At 69.6% G+C, this 15,832-nt stretch carries 12 protein-coding genes and 3 pseudogenes; 10 read left to right on the plus strand and 5 right to left on the minus strand.

Annotated features, from left to right (window positions below):
* The 4 genes and pseudogenes from DIZ27_RS20140 to DIZ27_RS20160 all read left to right on the plus strand — a co-directional run.
* Positions 1 to 185: pseudogene (locus tag DIZ27_RS20140) on the plus strand (hypothetical protein); the annotation flags it as partial.
* A gap of 72 nt (positions 186 to 257) precedes the next feature.
* Positions 258 to 1,091 carry a transposase family protein gene (locus DIZ27_RS20145; protein ID WP_181383610.1) on the plus strand — a complete coding sequence of 278 codons (834 nt, stop codon included), beginning with the start codon at positions 258 to 260 and terminating at the stop codon, positions 1,089 to 1,091.
* A gap of 1,324 nt (positions 1,092 to 2,415) precedes the next feature.
* The gene (locus DIZ27_RS20155; protein WP_109379834.1) at positions 2,416 to 2,754 is read left to right on the plus strand and encodes a MerR family transcriptional regulator; all 339 of its coding nucleotides are present in this window, start codon (positions 2,416 to 2,418) and stop codon (positions 2,752 to 2,754) included.
* Positions 2,755 to 2,999: 245 nt separating this feature from the next.
* Entirely contained in the window at positions 3,000 to 3,203 is a 204-nt protein-coding gene (locus tag DIZ27_RS20160) for a cold-shock protein (RefSeq protein WP_030052720.1), read from the plus strand.
* 276 nt (positions 3,204 to 3,479) lie between these two features.
* Here DIZ27_RS20160 and DIZ27_RS20165 read toward each other — a convergent pair whose 3' ends face one another.
* Complete coding sequence (locus tag DIZ27_RS20165) at positions 3,480 to 4,040, minus strand: hypothetical protein (RefSeq protein ID WP_181383611.1); 561 nt, start codon at positions 4,038 to 4,040, stop codon at positions 3,480 to 3,482.
* Positions 4,041 to 4,262: 222 nt separating this feature from the next.
* Here DIZ27_RS20165 and DIZ27_RS20170 point away from each other — a divergent pair, with 222 nt between their 5' ends.
* Entirely contained in the window at positions 4,263 to 5,093 is an 831-nt protein-coding gene (locus tag DIZ27_RS20170) for a hemolysin III family protein (RefSeq protein WP_258308474.1), read from the plus strand.
* Between the two features lie 440 nt (positions 5,094 to 5,533).
* On the opposite strand, the pseudogene DIZ27_RS20175 reads toward DIZ27_RS20170, so the two are convergent.
* The 3 genes and pseudogenes from DIZ27_RS20175 to DIZ27_RS20185 form a co-directional block, all read right to left on the minus strand.
* Positions 5,534 to 6,770 (minus strand): annotated as a pseudogene (locus DIZ27_RS20175) (PP2C family protein-serine/threonine phosphatase).
* Between the two features lie 597 nt (positions 6,771 to 7,367).
* Positions 7,368 to 9,053, minus strand: coding sequence for a ribonuclease J (locus DIZ27_RS20180; protein WP_109379837.1), 1,686 nt, complete (start codon positions 9,051 to 9,053; stop codon positions 7,368 to 7,370).
* 384 nt (positions 9,054 to 9,437) lie between these two features.
* Positions 9,438 to 9,614: pseudogene (locus DIZ27_RS20185) on the minus strand (6-phosphofructokinase); the annotation flags it as partial.
* A gap of 625 nt (positions 9,615 to 10,239) precedes the next feature.
* On the opposite strand from DIZ27_RS20185, the gene DIZ27_RS20190 reads away from it, so the two are divergent.
* The 5 genes from DIZ27_RS20190 to DIZ27_RS20210 all read left to right on the plus strand — a co-directional run bounded on the left by DIZ27_RS20190 (position 10,240) and on the right by DIZ27_RS20210 (position 14,702).
* Positions 10,240 to 11,340, plus strand: coding sequence for an IS110 family transposase (locus tag DIZ27_RS20190; protein WP_109379838.1), 1,101 nt, complete (start codon positions 10,240 to 10,242; stop codon positions 11,338 to 11,340).
* A gap of 32 nt (positions 11,341 to 11,372) precedes the next feature.
* Positions 11,373 to 12,668: an alpha/beta fold hydrolase gene (locus tag DIZ27_RS20195; RefSeq protein WP_109379839.1), complete on the plus strand. Its 1,296-nt coding sequence runs from the start codon at positions 11,373 to 11,375 to the stop codon at positions 12,666 to 12,668.
* Positions 12,669 to 12,725: 57 nt separating this feature from the next.
* Entirely contained in the window at positions 12,726 to 13,361 is a 636-nt protein-coding gene (locus DIZ27_RS20200; RefSeq protein ID WP_109379840.1) for an MBL fold metallo-hydrolase, read from the plus strand.
* A 58-nt stretch (positions 13,362 to 13,419) separates the two neighbouring features.
* Positions 13,420 to 14,199 (plus strand): exodeoxyribonuclease III, encoded by a 780-nt coding sequence (locus DIZ27_RS20205; protein ID WP_109379841.1) that lies wholly within the window; start codon positions 13,420 to 13,422, stop codon positions 14,197 to 14,199.
* 92 nt (positions 14,200 to 14,291) lie between these two features.
* Positions 14,292 to 14,702, plus strand: coding sequence for a DUF6278 family protein (locus DIZ27_RS20210; protein WP_109379842.1), 411 nt, complete (start codon positions 14,292 to 14,294; stop codon positions 14,700 to 14,702).
* Positions 14,703 to 15,002: 300 nt separating this feature from the next.
* On the opposite strand, the gene DIZ27_RS20215 is transcribed toward DIZ27_RS20210, so the two are convergent.
* Positions 15,003 to 15,818, minus strand: coding sequence for a hypothetical protein (locus DIZ27_RS20215; RefSeq protein WP_109379843.1), 816 nt, complete (start codon positions 15,816 to 15,818; stop codon positions 15,003 to 15,005).
* Between the last annotated feature and the right edge of the window lie 14 nt (positions 15,819 to 15,832).

Raw genomic sequence — 15,832 nt, forward strand, 5'->3', positions numbered from 1 at the left:
AGCGCATCCTCACCGTCGTGCGCCAAGCCGGCGGACCGGTCACGGCCCGGCAAGTTGGCGAGACGCTGGGAGTGGACGTCAGCGTGAAGTCCAAGCTGGAGCCGCTGCGCGGCAAACTGATCAGACTGACCGACCGCGGCTGGCTGCGAAAGCAGCCCGACGGCCGGTTCACCACCCGCCTGTGATCTTCTCCAGCATGACGGGTCCAGTGGCGGCAGAGCCGTAACCAGGGTGTCCCCGGCGACCGTTGGAGTTGTGTGACGAAAACCAAAGAGCACGCCGAGGACACCTGCCCGCTTGTCTACCAGTGCCGCCTGCCGCTGTCCACGCGCACCGTCAACCACCTCGCCGACCTGCTACGCCGCCACCTGAAAGCGATACGGTCACGCTGGCGGATCATGCCACCCGGGAAAATCGCGGTGATCGTCCTGGGCATACTGCGCCATGACCAACGCCTGGCTGACATGGCCGGCGGCAACAACGTCTCCGAGTCCACCGTCCGCCGCTGGCGCGACGAACTCATCGCACTACTCGCCGCCCAAGCGCCGCGCCTGGACCGAACCCTGAGGAAGATCGCCAGGCAGGGCGGGGAAGTCGTCCTGATCGACGGCACCCTCGTCCCGACCCAGCGCCGCACCGGCAAAGCTGACCGGCGCAACTACTCCGGAAAGCAACGGCGTCACGGCCTGCACTTCCTCGCCCTGACCGACGAGAACGGCCGCCTGATCTGGATATCAGCCGCCCGGCCCGGCCGCACCCACGACAACACCGCCGCCCGCCACGACCACATCCTGACCCACCTGCGCGCCGCCGGCCTCGGAGCCTTGGCCGACCTCGGCTTCCGCGGCCTGGACAACGACATCCTCAACCCCGTGATCGTCACCGGCTACGCGGCCAGCCGCACCCACAAGCTCACCCCGGGCGAGAAGGAGGCCAACCGCGTACTCGCCTTCGGACGCGCTCCGGTCGAACACGGCTTCGCCCACCTCAAGAACTGGAGGATCCTCACCAAACTCCGCACCGACCCCGCCCGCGCCACCCAACTCCTGCGAGCTCTGCTCGTCCTGACGAACCTCGAAATCAACCGCTGACGGATGATCTTCACCGTGGACTTCCGCCCACGACCAGCATGAGTACCCGCAACACCAGTCACACGAGCCCTTTGACCTGCTACTTCAAGTTGGCGGAGGCTCACTGAGGACCACAGTCGACGCATGACGGCACCTGCTGCCGTGAGCCCGTGTCTCGGCAGCTCACGGTCTGCTCGAATCGGGGGCCGTGCCGGTTCGAGCAAGCGGCCCATCCGCGGCGATGCCACCGGTTGGGCGAGCACGAGAGAGTGACCGTGGGACGATCCTCGTCAAGGCACTGAGGCGGCAGCAGGAGCGTCGACCCGCGGATCGCGGCACTCGCGTGCACACTTCCACGAGCTGCTCGATCATCCCGGGATCGTCGAGGGCGGCGCAGACCCTCGTGCCGCGCCCGTCAACGGCCGACCTGCGGGGCGTCACGGCTGGAAGCGTCCGTCCCGGTCGGTGGTGTTCTTCGCGAGACGCAGTGTTGGCCGGTGCCCGCCGACGGCAGCCGCGGCGCAGTCGGCGACGTCACGCTCAGCCCGACGTGCTGCGCGGCGGTGGATCACTGTGAGCGCCGGACTAAGCCTCGGAGCTGCTTGAACCAGCCATGGACCGGTCGAGGCGGATTACCTCGTCTTCGAGAGCGCAAAAATCTATGCCAGCCAGAGTAGACATTGGGTGGCGGTGTGGTTATGGTTTCTCTCGTAGCCGAGATCGAGCGAGGCCCGGCAGAGATGAACTGCCGGGCAGCAGTACCGCAGTTGAAGTTCGCAGGACGGTGCGGTGGTGGAGTTCCGAAGCCAGAGCGGTTGCAGGACGGCGACGGGACTGACGACCGGACCGGGTGGCCCGCAGTGATCAGGGGCCGCCGTGAGCAGTACCCCGCAGCGAAGTAAAGAGGCAGTACCTCGGTGAAGGCGTCGGCTGCGGACGCGCGCACCGGGAAGTTCGGCAGTGGGGTTCCAAGCCAGAGCAGACGCAGGACGGGCGACGGGGCCGGCTGCCGAAGGGTGGCGCTGTTCGAGGCCACCAGCAGTACGCAGGAGAGCAGTACCAGCAGTAGGCAAGTGATTGATCCCAGAGGGAAGAACGGAGGAGCCGAGCGCCATCAGGATCGCCCGGGTGGAAGTCTAGGGCCCGGGTACCGCAGGACATCGATAGTGAGGTGGTCTCCGGTCAAGCAACCGCGATCCCCGCGCCCCCGACAGCGTCTCGGTCGGGTCTGCGGAAAAAGAGGACCGGTGCAGTATCAGGGCCGGCAGATGGTGTAGTAGTTCCTTCGGGGCCCTGGTGCCAGTACGGCGCCAGGGCCCCTCCACGCGTTCCACAGAGAGGTGCAATGACAGCAGACGACACGTTCGGCCGTCTCGACGACGACGACTACCCCGCCTACACCATGGGCCGGGCCGCCGAGATGCTCGGTACCACCCCGGGCTTCCTCCGGGCCCTCGGCGAAGCCCGCCTGATCACCCCACTCCGCTCCGCAGGCGGCCACCGCCGTTACTCCCGCTACCAGCTGCGCATCGCCGCCCGCGCCCGGGAACTCGTCGACCACGGCACCTCCATCGAGGCCGCCTGCCGCATCGTCATCCTCGAAGACCAGCTCGAGGAAGCCCGGCGCATCAACGCTGCATATCGTCGCGCCGCCGAATCAGCGAACCCAACGGCAGCAGCATGAGATGAGCGTGCCCGTCACCGTCGGCGGGCATCGCACGCACGGTCTCGGTGTGCGGCCTGATCATTTTCCTATGGTGACGCGGTGTGTGGGCGTGTAGCGTCTGTGCCAGCTGTCGTGGTTCGGAATCCCCTCTTGCCCACGCCTCTGGTGTGGGCGTTTTGCTGTGCTGTGCCGCAGGGACCAGGGCGATCACCTCCGTCTGCCACAGGGAGTGGGAGGCGTTCATCGACTGGAAGGCATAAGACATGGCAACGGGAACTGTGAAGTGGTTCAACGCGGAGAAGGGCTTCGGCTTCATCGCCCAGGATGGCGGCGGCCCGGATGTCTTCGCGCACTACTCCGCGATCAACTCCACAGGCTTTCGTGAGCTCCAGGAGGGCCAGGCCGTGACGTTCGACGTCACCCAGGGCCAGAAGGGTCCGCAGGCCGAGAACATCAACCTAGCCTGACCTCGCAGACCTGCCCGAGGGATCGCGCACGCCGTGTCCGGTGGCCGCCGCCCGTGCGGGCCCTGCCGTCCACCTGGACGAAGGCGCTTGCTCTCGTGCCGGGCCGACGCAGGATCAGGGGCCGCGCAGCCATTGCTGCGCGGCCCCTGATCTGTGGAGGCCCGGGGCCGGTGCGACTTCGGCTTGAAACTTCCTGACCTCAGTCGCTGCAAGCGTCGTCGGGCACGGGAGCCGCATGTCCTGCGCGGCTGCCGTGCAGCTTGGAGGAGCCGATGTTCAGACGCTCGTCCAGGCGTCGAGGAAGGCTTTCCGTCCAGCGGGATCGTCCGACCTGCGGTCTGCGTGCAGGACGCGCCAGGCGGTGAGCTCGAGATCTCGGAGCCACAGTTCTCCGATGACCTGTGTCTTGAGGTCGGGCAAATGGTCGGACTCGACGAGGGCCTGACCGATCACCTCCCCGGCCGCGAAGCGCTGGGGCGGGGTCATCTCATCGACGGCCGAGAGGACCTGCCGGGCCAGGGAGGTTCCCTCTCCTGCCAGCGAACGCAGCACCTGAGCCTTGATGTTGACGGGCAGCAGGTATGCGGTGCCCGACGACCTCCACAGGTCCGACCAGAAGCGTTCTCCTGCCTTGGTGGGGGCAGGCAGCGCGGCCAGCAGCCCGAGGAGACGACCGGTGGCCGCATAGCCATCGGAGTGGGCGGCTGCGACGACTGCGACGCCGGCGACGCCCTCCACATCGAGATGGGCGGCTTCGAGACGCGAAGCCAGACCCAACTGATGTTCCAACTGGTGTGCCAGGGCAGCGGATACGTGGGGGCGGACCTCAGGAAGCATCGGCGATCCTTGCGCGTAGGCGAGCGGAGATGCCCGTTCGTAAGCCCTGATCGTTCCCATGACCAGCCGATCTACTCGGCTTCGGCAGGCCCAATTGGCGGTAGCGTCAACGGGGCTGGAGTGCACACGGTGGCGAACCGGCCCGGGCCCGGCGACGTGGCTCTGGGGTTCTGGACCGACCTCCCGTCATGCTGTCGGAGTGAGGTTTCCTAGCATGACCGCATGGTTGCCACTGACGCCCAGGAGCCCGAGAGAGGACGAGAAGCTGTGTCCCGCGACGTCGCTGAAGTCGAATGTGGTCACGTCGCCTCAGCGCGTGGAGAGCGCCGTGCGGACGGGCTACCCGGCGGATCACCAGGCGACCATGCGGGGGAGAAGGCTCACTCGGTTACTGCTCTGGTGGAGCGGGCGGCCGACCTGGCCGAACCGATCAAGCCGAGGTTGCGTGGCTGGCTCCATGCCGGAATGGTCCCCGCCGCACTGATCGCAGGCGTCGTGCTCATCTGCCTGGCCCGTACTCCGCAGGCGGTCCTGGCCTGCGGAGTGTATTCGGTGACCGCCTGGCTGCTGTTCGCGACGAGCGCCATCTACCACCGCGGCACCTGGGGACCGCTGGGCGAGGCTCTTCTGCGACGCCTCGACCACGCCAACATCTTCCTGATCATCGCCGGCACCTGCACCCCCCTGGCCGTGCTCCTCCTCCCGCCGGACCAGCGGTCCGTGCTGCTGTGGATCGTCTGGGCGGGAGCGTTGGCCGGCATCGCGTTCCGGGTCCTGTGGGTCGGAGCTCCGCGCTGGCTGTACACCCCGTGCTACCTGGCGCTGGGGTGGGCGCCGGTGCGCTATCTGCCCGACTTCCTGCACACCGGCGGAGCGGCCGTACTCGCCCTGATCGTGGCGGGCGGTCTCCTGTACAGCGCGGGCGCGGTCGTCTACGCCCTGCAGCGGCCCGACCCCTCGCCCCGCTGGTTCGGCTTCCACGAGGTCTTCCATGCCCTGACCGTGGCAGCCTTCACCGCGCACTACGCCGCCATCTCCCTCGCCACCTACTGACCGCGACAGGTTCGGGCTCGCGCCGCTCGTCGCCCACGATGCCGCGCGCCGGACCGCGACGGGCCGGGCGGTCGCCGAGGCATCGCCCCGCGCGTGAAAGCCGTCCGCCGTCCGGTCTGCAAGTCGGCTGCTCTCCAGAGGGCGGCGCTCCGTGGGCAGGTAAGGAGGGAGGGGCGAGGGAAAGACGAGACAGCGGTCTTCAACCGACCTGCGATAGAGGGGTCCCCGGGTTCGAGGCGGAAGACATCAGGGAATGGCGAGGCCACGACGTGCTCGACCATGAGCGGCACACGATTGGCGTCCCGGCTTCATCCTCCTCGGCCTGCGCCTGCCTGGGCCGCCGCAGGCGCCTGCCCCGGTGACGCGGTCGCCTGGGGCAGAGCACCCCGTTTCACCTGCCCAAGAGCCAGCTGAAGCGGGGTATCGGAGAAGTTCCCGAGTCATCGCTCAGGAACGGTCCGCCCCGTCCGCCGGGCGGAGGCGTCGGCGAGGTCGGCGCCGGTGTCGGCGTCCCGCCGGGAGTGGTCGACGCCGTGCCAGTCCAGGCACATGACGGTCGCGTCGTCCTGCAGGTGGCCGTGGTGGGCGTCGACGACCGCCGCGATGAGGGTGCGGGCAGCCTCACGGGGATGCAGCGCGCGGGTGCGGACGATCAGGTCCGACAGATCGAGGCTGTGGGCGTTGCGCTCCAGCATGCCGTCGGTCAGCATCACCAGCCGGTCGCCCGGACGCAGGTCCAGCGACTGGACCCGGTAGCGGTGAGGGGCATGGAAGCCGAACGGCATATCGATCTCCGGAGCGATCTCCCGCACCTTTCCGTCCCGCATCCGCAGCGGCCAGGGGTGCCCGGCGTTGATGAACTCGGTCTTGCCGTCAATCAGGCTGATGCGCAGGAGCCGGCCGATGACGTAGCCCTGGCGGCCGTGCTCGCGCACGGCCCGGTCGGCCTGGCGGGCCTGTTCGGCCAGGTCGGCACCGGCCCCGCCGTGCCCGGCGCAGAGCGCCCACGGCGAGGGTGGCCAGCAGCGCGGCGTCGACATCGTGCCCCATGGCGTCGGTGACGGAGAGCTGGACCGTGTCCCGGTCGATCACGTAGTCGAAGGTGTCGCCCCCGACGTGGTCGGCCGGCTCCAGCGCCCCGGCCACCGCGAACTGCGCCGCCTCACACCCCAGTGACGCCGGGAGCAACCGGTGCTGGATCTCCGCGGCCAGGCTCAGCGGGGTGGTCCGGCGGCCCCACTGGTACACGTCGGTGAAGGACCGGTTCGCGATGACGATGTACGCCAGGGCGTGCGCGGTCTCGCCGATATTCCGCATGGCCTCCGCGTCCGGCACCGCGGGCAGGAAAAGTTCCAGGAGCCCGATGGCGTCCCCGCGATTGGTCACCGGGGCGACGACCCGAACCAGCGCGCCCTCGCCCTTGTCCTCCACGCTCGGCCGCTGGGTGCGGATCACGTCGTCGTACAGGGTGTCCCGCAGCGTGATGCGCCGGGCGGGTTCATCGGTCTCGACGCTGCCCGCCGCCCCCAGCCGTACGACCGAGCCGCCGGTGAAGTCGGTGCTCAGGAACGACACCGACGCGGCCCCGAGCTGCTCCCTGAGCATGCGCGCAACCACGTCGAGTGACTCCACGGGCGCCGCGGTCTCCGCCGCCGCCAGTGTCCCCGCCAAGGTCATCGCCCCGCCCCGGTCACCCCCGTTCTCGTGAGGACGAGTGGTCGGCCCATCGTCCCCGTCAGGCCCGCATACGGTCACGGTGACTCCTCGCCGCTCGCTGGTGCTCAGGGTGCTGTCCCGGGTGCCGGAGGGGCCCGCGCCAAGCCCGGTGCCGGGCAGATGCTATGGCACCACAGTGCCCTTGAACGGTATTCCACTTGGCCAAGCGCCCGTTCCCTCTCACTGGCTGCTTACTGGATCTGGTCGATGAGGTGGTGTTGTGACGCCGTCGGCGAACATGGTCGCCTCGGTCGTGCCCGGTGGTCTTGTCGTGGGTGACGGCGGCGTACAGGTGGGCGAGGTCCTGCACGACCTCGGCTGGCGTGACCGTGACGCTCGTTTGACGCTCCGGGCACTCCAGAGACTGCCCCCAAGGTGCTGAAACTCCCGTTGAACTGCGGGTTTTCGCGCCTCCATTCCTTGGGATGTGTTCCCGATGACTCATCATGTGGAGTGCGTTGCCACTCCGGCCTCCTGGGGTGGCTGCTGACTCCCGTGCCCGACCTCGATGCCGGCGAGACCCCGACCGGAACCGGGGGCGTGCTGCCGGGCTGTGGCTCAGGCGTCGATGATGACGGGGATGATGAGGGGCTTGCGGCGGTGGGTGCGGAAGGCCCAGTTCGCCACGGCGCGGGCGACGAGCTGTTCGAGTTGGTGCGCGTCCCCGACGCCTTCTTCGGCCGCGGTGGCCAGGGTCTTCTCGATGACCGGGATGACCGGCTCGAAGGTGGTGTCGTCGTGGACGAAGCCGCGGGCCAGGAAGTCGGGTGCCTCGGCGAGGGCGCCGGTGTCCGCGTCGACGATCGCCACCACCGTGACCACGCCTTCGGCGGCGAGGGTGAGGCGGTCCTTGAGGGACGCTTCGGTGGCGCCGCCGACTTCCATGCCGTCCACGTAGACGTTGCCGGCGGGGACCTTGCCGGTGATGGACGCGCGCCCGTCGACCAGGTCGACGACGACGCCGTCCTCGGCGATGACGACCCGCTCGGGGTCGACACCGGTACGGATGGCGAGGTCGCCGTTGGCCCGCAGGTGGCGCCATTCGCCGTGCACGGGCATGACGTTGCGCGGTTTGACGATGTTGTAGCAGTAGACGAGTTCGCCGGCGCTGGCATGCCCGGAGACGTGCACCTTGGCGTTGCCCTTGTGGACCACGTGGGCGCCCCACCGGGTGAGTCCGTTGATCACCCGGTAGATGGCGTTCTCGTTGCCGGGGATGAGGGAGCTGGCGAGCAGGACGGTGTCGCCCTTGCCGATGCGGATCATGTGGTCGCGGTTGGCCATCCGTGACAGCGCGGCCATCGGTTCGCCCTGGGAACCGGTGCACACCAGCGTGACCTTGTGGTCCGGGAGCTTCTCCAGCTCCTTCGTGCTCACGACCAGACCGGAGGGGACCTTCAGATAGCCCAGGTCACGGGCGATGCCCATGTTGCGGACCATCGACCGGCCGACGAAGGCGACCTTGCGGCCGTGCTGGTGGGCGGCGTCCAGGACCTGCTGGATGCGGTGCACATGGCTGGCGAAGCTGGAGACGATGACCCGGCGTGGCGCGGTGCGCATCACCTGCTCGATCGCCGGGTTCAGCTCCCGCTCGGAGGTGGTGAAGCCGGGTACTTCGGCGTTGGTGGAGTCGGTGAGGAACAGGTCCACGCCCTCCTCGCCGAGGCGGGCGAAGGCGCGCAGATCGGTGATGCGGTCGTCGAGAGGGAACTGGTCCATCTTGAAGTCGCCGGTGTGCAGCACCATCCCGGCGCCGGTGCGGATCGCGACCGCGAGGCTGTCGGGGATGGAGTGGTTGACCGCCACGAACTCGCAGTCGAAGGGCCCGAAGCCACGGCGGTCGCCCTCCCGCACCCGCACCGTGCGCGGCCGGATGCCGTGTTCCTTGAGCTTGGCCTCCAGGAACGCCAGCGTCAGCCTGGAGCCGACGACGGGAATGTCGGACCGCTCGCGCAGCAGGTACGGCACGCCGCCGATGTGGTCCTCGTGGCCGTGGGTGAGTACCACGGCCACGATGTCGTCCAGCCGGTCCCGGATCGAGGTGAAGTCCGGCAGGATCACGTCCACGCCGGGCTGGGTCTCCTCGGGGAACAGCACGCCGCAGTCGACGATGAGCAGCTTGCCCGCGTGCTCGAAGACGGTCATGTTGCGGCCGATCTCACCCAGGCCGCCCAGGGCGATGACCCGCAGCCCTCCTTCGGGAAGGGGCGGGGCGGCTTTCAGCTCGGGGTGCGGATGACTCATACCCTGACGGTACCCGGAGAGCGGGACGGGCGATCCATTGCCTGTGCGATCTCCTTTTCCCGACGGAGCCGGGCACCCGCAGTGGGTGTCCCGGCACGATCGGATCACGCCGGCGGCCGGAACGGGGAGTGGTGGCAGCGGTACCACCTTCCGTGGCCGAACCGTTCGCCCGGTGCTGGAGAAGATCTCGTGCGCCCTGTCGTGTTTTCCGGCGTTCGCTGCCTCCCGGTGGGCCTCGGCACTGGTCTACTCGGAGTAGTCGAGACGCGGGTGCCGTCGGCGCTCAGGAGCAAGTGGGCTGAGTGTGCCCCGAGGCAGCTTCTTTCGCTGGGCAAACAGATGGCGGTGTCCCCGAAGCGCTCGCCGCCCCCGCCCGCCATGCCGGAAGCCGATGTGGTGCCCCATGAACTCGACGACGAGGTCGCGCGGGGGCGGCTCGGCCGTGGTCTCGAGCCGGTCCAGGGAAGTCGAAGGTGACGTCCGTGACTGCGATGTCGTTGTCGATGGTCTCGCTGCTCCGACGATGGGCAGGCCGTCGTCCGAGAGCGGCCGGGCCGCCTTCTGCGGCTACTCCGTGACCCGCTATCGGGGTTTCAACGAGTGCTCGATACGACCCGCCGCCATGAAGACGTACTGGCGCTCAGGTCGGCATCCGTCTCATCTGCCCGCTGCCCCAGCCCCAAGACAAGAGGGCAGCCGCGGCCGCAGCGACCGCCGCGGGTGCCGGGGTGGCTTCACGGGTCGCGCGGGCGGTGAGCACCCCGCCCGCGATCACACAGAAGAAACAGGGCGAACCGACGGCCCGGGCATGCGCTCACGGCCGCTGAAGTATCGAGGTTGAACGTGATGTCGATCTTCGCGGTCCGTTGTGGTCAGCCAGAGTCGATTTCAGGGTGTTCCAGAGCTGGGATTGGGCATGTCCTGCGGAGTTGGGGTCGAGGGCTTCGAGTGTGGGGAGAATTGGTGGGTGCTGTCCTGCGGCGGAGGTCTGACTCCTGACAGCGTTGACCGGGGTGTCTTGCTCACACTGTGTCGACCGCCGGCCGGGGGTGGTGCGTTGCTGGCATCGGGCCGACCGGGTGTGTCTCGATAGGGGCTTGCCGACCAGGCGTCATCACGATTCTGACCGTCCGCACGGTCCGGTGCCGGCTACGCGATTGGCCGTCGAGTCGGGAGGTGACCGAGCATGACCGGAACGTCCCGTCCTCCGCGTGGCCGCCGACGCCGGCCAACGGGGGAAGTGGTTCTCGGGGTGGACACGCATCGGGATGCCCATGTGGCGGCTGTGCTCTCGCTGGTGGGAAGAGTGCTCGGCACGGAGGCGTTTCCCGCCACCGCGGCCGGGTACCGCGACTTGCTGGAGTGGGCCAGAGGGCTGGGCACGGTGCGGCGGGCGGGAGTCGAGGGCACCGGTTCCTTCGGGGCGGCCCTGTCCCGCTACCTGCTGGGTCAGGGCGTGGACGTGTTCGATGTGAACCGGTCCGACCGGGCCGACCGTCGCCGGCGCGGCAAGTCGGACCCGCTGGATGCCGAGAACGCGGCCCGGGCGGTGCTGAGCGGGCGGGCGCGCGCTCAGGCCAAGTCGGGCGATGGACCAGTAGAGAYCGCCCGGATGTACAAGCTCGCCAAGGACTCGGCGGTCAAGGCCCGCACCCAGGCCATCAACCAGCTCAAGGCCGTCCTCATCAGYGCCGACCCGCGCCTGCGGGAGGAACTGGCGGGGCTGCCCAACGCKGAACTCTTCCGTACCTGCGCAGGGTTCGCCGAGGACGGCCTGGAGGAGGGGGACGGCGAGGAAGCGGTGCTCCACGCCACCCGTGTCACGCTGTGTCTGCTGGCTCGGCGCATCGGGCAGCTCACCGAGCAGATCAAGGACCTGGAAGACCGCCTGACCCGGCTCGTGAACCGCCATGCCCCGGATCTGCTCGCGGTGGTGGGCATCGGTCCGGACACGGCGGTCACGTTGCTGATCACGGTGGGGGACAACCCGGAACGCCTGGGCAGTGAGGCGTCCTTCGCCGCGCTGTGCGGGGCCAGCCCGGTGGAGCGTTCCTCGGGCAGTCGGCAGTACCGGCGTCTCAACCGTGGTGGCGATCGGCAGGCCAACGCCGCCCTGCACCGGATCGTGCAGACTCGCCTGCGCGTCGACCCGCGTACCCAGGACTACTACGAACGCCGCAGCAAGGAGGGCAAGACCCGACGCGAAATCGTCCGATGCCTCAAACGCTACGCTGCCCGAGAGGTCTTCCACCTGGTCAGACCCACAAAGCCACAATCCTTGTCATAGGGGCAGTCGTGACACGTGAGAGAGTTTGGGGCGTGAGCGAGACACCACCGAACACCCTGCAATACCGCTTTGACGGGCCGGAAGAGGCTCCCGTCCTGATCCTGGCTCCCTCACTGGGTACCACATGGCACATGTGGGACCGGCAGATCCCCGAGCTGACGAAGCAGTGGCGGGTGTTCCGGTTCGATCTGCCGGGGCACGGAGGTGCCCCCGCCTACCCGGCGGGATCGGTCGGTGATCTCACCGCGCGGCTGCTCGCCACCCTCGAGGGCCTCGGCGTGCAGCGCTTCGGCTACGCCGGCTGCGCGTTCGGCGGCGCGATCGGCCTCGAACTGGCCCTGCGGCACCCCGCACGTGTCGCCTCCCTCGCACTGATCGCCGCCTCCCCCCGGTTCGGCACCGCCGACGAGTTCCGCCAGCGCGGGGTGATCGTCCGGACCAACGGCCTCGACCCGATCGCCCGCACCTCGCCCGACCGCTGGTTCACCAGCGGCTTCGCGGCCGCACAGCCCGCGATCACCGAGTGGGCCGTGCAGATGGTGCGCACCACCGACCCGGGGTGCTACATCGCCGCCTGCGAGGCCCTCGCCTCGTTCGACGTGCGGGCCGAACTCGGCAGCGTCGGCGTGCCGACCCTGGTGCTGGTCGGCTCGGACGACCAGGTCACCGGCCCCGCCGAGGCCCGCACGCTGGTCGCCGGCGTGCCGGACGCCCGGCTGGCCGTCGTGCCCGGAGCCTCCCACCTGGTACCGGTGGAGCAGCCCGCCGCGGTCACCGACCTGCTGGTCCGGCACTTCTCCACCGCCTGGCAGCCCGCCTTCGAGTCCGCCACCGGCCAGACCGTCCTGCCCGCCGTCCCGGACCAGGCCGTGCGGGTGGTGGTGCCGCCGCAGGGCGGGCCCGTCGCCGAGATCGCCGCCGCCGTCCCGCCGCAGGCCCAGGGCAGGCCCGACCCGTACGAGACCGGGATCAAGGTCCGCCGGGAGGTGCTGGGCGACGCGCACGTCGACCAGGTACTGGCGCAGACCGACGACTTCTCGGGCGACTTCCAGGAGTTCGTCACCCGCTCCGCCTGGGGCGAGGTCTGGGACCGGCCCGGCCTCGACCGGCGCACCCGCAGCTGCGTCACCCTCACCGCCCTGGTCGCCGGCGGTCACCTGGAGGACCTCGCCGTCCACACCCGGGCGGCCCTGCGCAACGGCCTCACCCCGGGGGAGATCAAGGAGGTCCTGCTCCAGGCGGCCGTCTACTGCGGCCTCCCCGCGGCGAACAGCGCGTTCCGGGTGGCCCAGCAGGTCGTCCGGGAGGAGACCACCCCCCAGGAGTGAGCACCGGTGAGCACCGGGCACCCCGCGCGGACGGGGCTGCGGGGGCATCATGGGCTCATGAGGCTCACGAAGAAGTCGCACTCCTGCATCCGCCTGGAGAAGGACGGCCGCACCCTCGTCGTCGACCCCGGCGGGTTCAGCGAGGAGGACGCCGCACTCGGCGCGGACGTCATCCTGGTCACGCACGAGCACCCCGACCACTTCGACGAGGGTCGGCTGAGGGCCGCCCTGGAGGCCGACCCGGCCGTGGCGGTCTGGACCCTGAAGTCCGTCGCGGAGCAGCTCTCGGCCGCGTTCCCGAGCCGTGTGCACACCGTCGGGCACGGCGACGCGTTCACCGCCGCAGGGTTCGACATCCAGGTGCACGGTGAGCTGCACGCCGTGATCCACCCGGACATCCCGCGCGTCACCAATGTCGGCTACCTCGTCGACGGCGGGGCCCTCTTCCACCCCGGCGACGCCCTCACCGTCCCCGACCACCCCGTCCGGACGCTGATGCTCCCGGTCATGGCCCCCTGGAACAAGATCTCGGAGGTCATCGACTACGTCCGCGAGGTCCGGCCGGAGCGCGCCTACGACATCCACGACGCCCTGCTCACCGATCTGGCCCGCCCGATCTACGACCGCCAGATCGGCGCGCTCGGCGGCTCGGAGCACCTGCGGCTCGCCCCCGGAGCGACGGCCGAGCTGTGAGCCGGGGCCGCCCGCCGCCGGGCGGGCGTTGTCGGTGGCGCCGGGTAGGTTGGGAGACATGCGCATCGCCACCTGGAACGTGAACTCGATCACCGCCCGCCTGCCCAGGCTCCTGGCCTGGCTGGAGAGCAGCGGCACGGACGTGTTGTGCCTCCAGGAGGCCAAGGTCGCCGAGGAGCGGTTCCCGGCCGAGGAACTGCGTGAGCTGGGCTACGAGTCCGCGGTGCACGCGACCGGCCGGTGGAACGGCGTGGCGGTGCTCTCCCGCGTGGGCCTCGAGGACGTCGTCAAGGGCCTGCCCGGCGATCCGGGGTACGACGGTGCCGTGGAGCCCCGTGCCGTCTCCGCGACCTGCGGCCCGGTCCGCGTCTGGTCGGTGTACGTGCCCAACGGCCGCGAGGTGGACCATCCTCACTACGCGTACAAGCTCCAGTGGTTCGAGGCGCTGAAGGCGGCCGTGGCCGGGGACGCGGCGGGCAGCCGCCCCTTCGCGGTGCTCGGCGACTACAACGTGGCGCCGACCGACGACGACGTCCACGACATCGCCGCCTTCGAGGGTGCCACCCACGTCACCCCCGCCGAGCGCGCCGCCCTGGCCTCCCTGCGTGAGACGGGTCTGTCCGACGTCGTCCCGCGCCCGCTGAAGTACGACCACCCGTTCACGTACTGGGACTACCGTCAGCTCGGTTTCCCCAAGAACCGAGGCATGCGCATCGACCTGGTGTACGGCAACGAGCCGTTCGCCAAGGCTGTTTCCGACGCGTACGTCGACCGTGAGGAGCGCAAGGGCAAGGGCGCCTCGGACCACGCGCCGGTCGTGGTGGACCTCGACGTGTAGGGCCCCGTGGCAGTCCGGGGTGGCGGTCTTCGGGGAAGGGACCGACAGCGCGCCTGTGGTGCGGACGGCGGTACGAATGTCAGGCTGGGGGGATGAACATCCCTTTCCTGGGCAACCGGCGTGAGAAGCCAGGAGTCCGTGACCCCGAGGGCATCGCGGAACTCCTCGCCGAGTGCGAGCTGTTGCGCTCCCAGGCCTTCCGTGCCGGAGTCCGACTGGACGACTCCCAGGCGTCGTTGGAGGCGCTGGACCAGCTGGCGCCCGGGAGCTGGCGGGACGACGAGGACACGCTGACCTGGCTGGGCAACGACGCCGGGCTCTATCTGGGCACCGTCATCGTGCGCACCGTGCCGGGAGCCGCCTGGAGGATCCGGTCCGACGGACAGCCCGTCGTACGGCTCGCCTCCGGGCGGGAGTTCGACGTCGTGGACTCCGGACACCAGTGGGCCGCCAGTGGGGTGCCCGAGCTGTCGCAGCTGTACGCCGAGGTCGCGGAGGCGTGACGCGCCCGGGGTCCCCAAGACCGAACGGGATGACGCGGGGAAGTCCGTCCCGCCGGACCTCGACTACGATGTGCTCTCCAATCCGGTGGGGAGGGGACTTCGCAGCCGGAGCGGGGACGCTGTCGCCGGGAGGGGCCTACCGCCCCACCCCTGCGGGTGGCGGTTCACATCAGCCAGTCCCGTCCGGCGGCAGTCGGAGATCACTGCTCGCGCGGTGGAGACGACCCGCACCACGGGCCGCTCACCGGCGGGAAGAAGGTCAGCTGCGCGCCGGACGGGTTGCGCCCGCTCACCGGAGGCTCAGGACTTCTGCTCCTTCCTGCGTGCGCCGCGTGAGGCGGCTGGAGCGGACGCGGACGGCGGCTCCGCCGAGGGCGTCGAGGCGGCGGCAGGCGCCGGCAGCGGGGTCTGCGCCGCGCGGGTCACATCCCCCACCAGGTCCACCACATCGGGGCCGTACGCCTGCGAGTTGACGACCCTCAGCAGCAGGACGAAGGAGTTCGAGCCGTGCTTGCGGGCCAACTGCTCGTGGTTGCGGGCGAGGTACCGGGTGGCGGCCTGGTTGGTGATCGCGCGCTGACCGCAGAACAGGAACACCGGCCGGACGTCGCGCCGTTCACCGGCGGTGAGCCGGGCGAGCAGGACGTACTCGGTGACACCCGGTTCCATCCGGTAGAGCTCGGTGCCGATCCGGAAGGCGCCCCGGTCCGGGCCGGGCTCCGGATCCACGTTGATGCGCACCCCGGGCAGCATCGCCGTCATGTGGGCCATCATCCGCCGGTTCGACGCGGGTCCTCCCACGCAGAACTCCGTGCGCTCGCCGAAACCCTGGTGGGCCGCGTCCTGCGTGACCACCTGCACGTGCGCCCCGCAGTCCTTGATCAGAGCCGAGAGCTCGAGCAGCGAGAACACGTCGAAACGGTGCACGGCCGGCTCCGCCGTGGCAGGATCGCGGTTGACGACGAGGAGCGACTCGGAGTTCTCCGGCAGTCCGAAGAAGGCCTGCTTGCGCCGGAGTCTGCGCTTCCACAAGGAGGTACGGGCGATCCAGCCCAATGCGGCGAAGAGGCCGGAGGCGACCACACCCAGAACGATGTTGCGTACGTCGTCACTCATGGGCGCGCATGCTA

The organism is Streptomyces sp. NWU339 (genome assembly GCF_003143855.1).
Classification (GTDB): Bacteria; Actinomycetota; Actinomycetes; order Streptomycetales; family Streptomycetaceae; genus Streptomyces.